The organism is Sporomusa sp. (assembly GCF_057736855.1).
Genome location: NZ_JBYKYF010000140.1, coordinates 1 through 2,359, shown reverse-complemented (window position 1 = coordinate 2,359; position 2,359 = coordinate 1). Strand labels below are relative to the sequence as shown.

The 2,359-nt window shown below is 41.3% G+C and carries 3 protein-coding genes; all 3 read right to left on the bottom strand.

Going from position 1 to position 2,359, the window contains the following annotated elements:
* Positions 1-1,391: single-stranded-DNA-specific exonuclease RecJ (recJ, locus tag AC29Z1_RS10300; protein WP_488271378.1), on the bottom strand; the 1,391-nt coding region annotated here is incomplete at its 3' end.
* Positions 1,392-1,494: 103 nt separating this feature from the next.
* Complete coding sequence (locus AC29Z1_RS10295) at positions 1,495-1,794, bottom strand: LapA family protein (protein WP_488271377.1); 300 nt, start codon at positions 1,792-1,794, stop codon at positions 1,495-1,497.
* A 130-nt stretch (positions 1,795-1,924) separates the two neighbouring features.
* Positions 1,925-2,359 (bottom strand): DUF456 family protein (locus AC29Z1_RS10290; RefSeq protein ID WP_488271376.1); only part of this gene is annotated, 435 nt, incomplete at its 5' end.

The following is a 2,359-nucleotide window of genomic DNA, read 5'->3' as shown; positions in this document are numbered from 1 at the left end:
TCAAGCGGCAGAAGTGAATCAATAGTAATAACCGGAATATAATCTTCTGGGGACAGTGTTTCCGCAGCAATAGTCTGCAATCTTTCCTGCAAGAGCGAAATATTTTCAACAGGGATGGTTAATCCTGCGGCCTGATGATGACCACCAAACTGTGTTAAAAGATCAGAACAGCGCGACAAAGCTGTATAGATGTCAAATGCCGGTATACTGCGACAGGAGCCTTTACCGTAGCCATCGTGGATGCTAATCATAATCACTGGCTTATAATATTTTTCTACTAGGCGGGATGCTACTATGCCAATAACGCCAGAATGCCAATCTTCACCAGCCAGTACTAGCACTTTGGTATTATGTAAATCTACGGCTGCTAGTTGTTCTTCCGCCTTAGCCAAGATTTGTTTTTCTATGGTTTGGCGGGCTGTGTTTTCTTCGTCTAATAAGATTGCTAACTCACGTGCGCGCTCGCGATCATTGGTAAGTAGTAATTCTACTCCGGCAGTAGCTTGACTAACACGCCCTACTGCATTTAGTCGCGGGGCGAGGGCAAACCCTACGCTACCGCTATCAACCACTTTACCTGCTAAACCGCAGACTTCAATTAAGGCTTTAATTCCCAGATTATCGGTAGCCATAAGACGATGTAGTCCCAATTTAACAAATATCCGGTTTTCGCCGATAAGTGGAACAATATCAGCAATTGTGCCAATCGCTACGATATCTATATAATCAAAAAAATGATTACCATCTCCATAAAAATGTTGCCATAAGGCCTGACATAATTTGAAGGCAACACCAACTCCGGCTAAATCTTTTTCCGGATAAATACAACCAGGCTGCTTGGGATTGATAATGGCTAATGCTGGTGGCAGTTTATCCGGCGGTTGGTGATGGTCGGTAACGATTATATCTAATTGCCCTCGCATGGTTTCAATTTCGTTTACGGCACTGATGCCACAATCTACAGTAATGACTAAGGTAGTTCCTGTCTGTTTAAGAGTATTTAACGCGGCTAAATTAAGACCATAGCCTTCGTTTTGTCGATCAGGAATATAAAAACCAATGTTAGCACCCAGGCGGCTTAACGTTTTGTGTAAAATAGCACAGGCAGTAATCCCATCGACATCATAATCACCATAGATAGTAATTTTCTCATGGTTTTTCAAGGCATGAGCAATTCTTTTAACAGCGGGTTCCATATCTTTGAGTAAATATGGGTCTGCTATCTGTTCTGTTCCAGCATATAAGAATTCGGCAGCTTTTTTTTCATCGGTAATGCCACGATTGATTAATGCCTGAGCAATATGTTTGGAGATATTTAATTTGCGGCTGAGTTCATTTGCCAGTTCCCGCTTAGCTGGAAATAACCTCCATGCTTTTTGCAGTCTAGCCATATAAAGTATGTAGACCTCCGTAATGCTGTATTAGATAATTGTAGTATACAGTGTAATATTTTGCAACTTTGCCTATATTCCAGTATGTTCATTAGTTTAAGGGCTAAGTTTCCTGTGGTATTGTCTCCATAGATTTCTGTTTAGCTTTCAACTCATTGTTTTCGGCTTCTAATTGACGCTGCGCTTCCTTTAATTTCGTGATGGTGCGTCTAAGCTTAAATTGTACCAGCAGTGCCAATGACAGAATCGTCATAGCACCAAACGTAGCCGCTCCTAAAATAATGATAACCAGCGAGGTTTGAAAACTCCACACTAAGAAAGTTACCGTTACCGGCAATGCGTTTTGTACAGCAAAGACGGCAACCAGTAAGGCAAAGATAAAAGCGAATAACAAATGCATCATACTTTATCACCACCACAATATATCTCAACGATAATATTCTCGCCAAAACTTTGATATTCCTCTTAATAATAGCTATTTCGGCAAATAAAAGCAAAAAAACAGGCAATTGCCTGTTTAGTCTAGTGCTGATTTATATTACTAGGTACTTTTGGATAAGCACAATCATAGTCATTCCGCAAGTAAATCTCAGGAGTGCTACTCCGGCTAACCGTAATAGCACATGCTTAACTGCATCTCCATGTGGTATCAGGGTTTTTCCAGCAAGCAGTTCCCATACAACTAATCCAAACAGCGGTCCCAGCAAGGCATTAGCAGCTAACATACCGGCAAAATGCGTGGCGGTACAATTTACACTAAATGTACGTGAAACAGAATAATTTCGGGTCAAATAGATTCTGAGTGCTCTGCCGCCAAGTTCGGCGATCATCGAAAGTACTAATAACAGAGCAGCAAGCCATGGAAAGAAAGTCACATACCCAGTAACCGCACCATACATTACAGCTCCAAGCAATATGATGAATGTTCCTGGCAATTTTGGTGTCAGTGTACAAAAAAGACCGGTTAG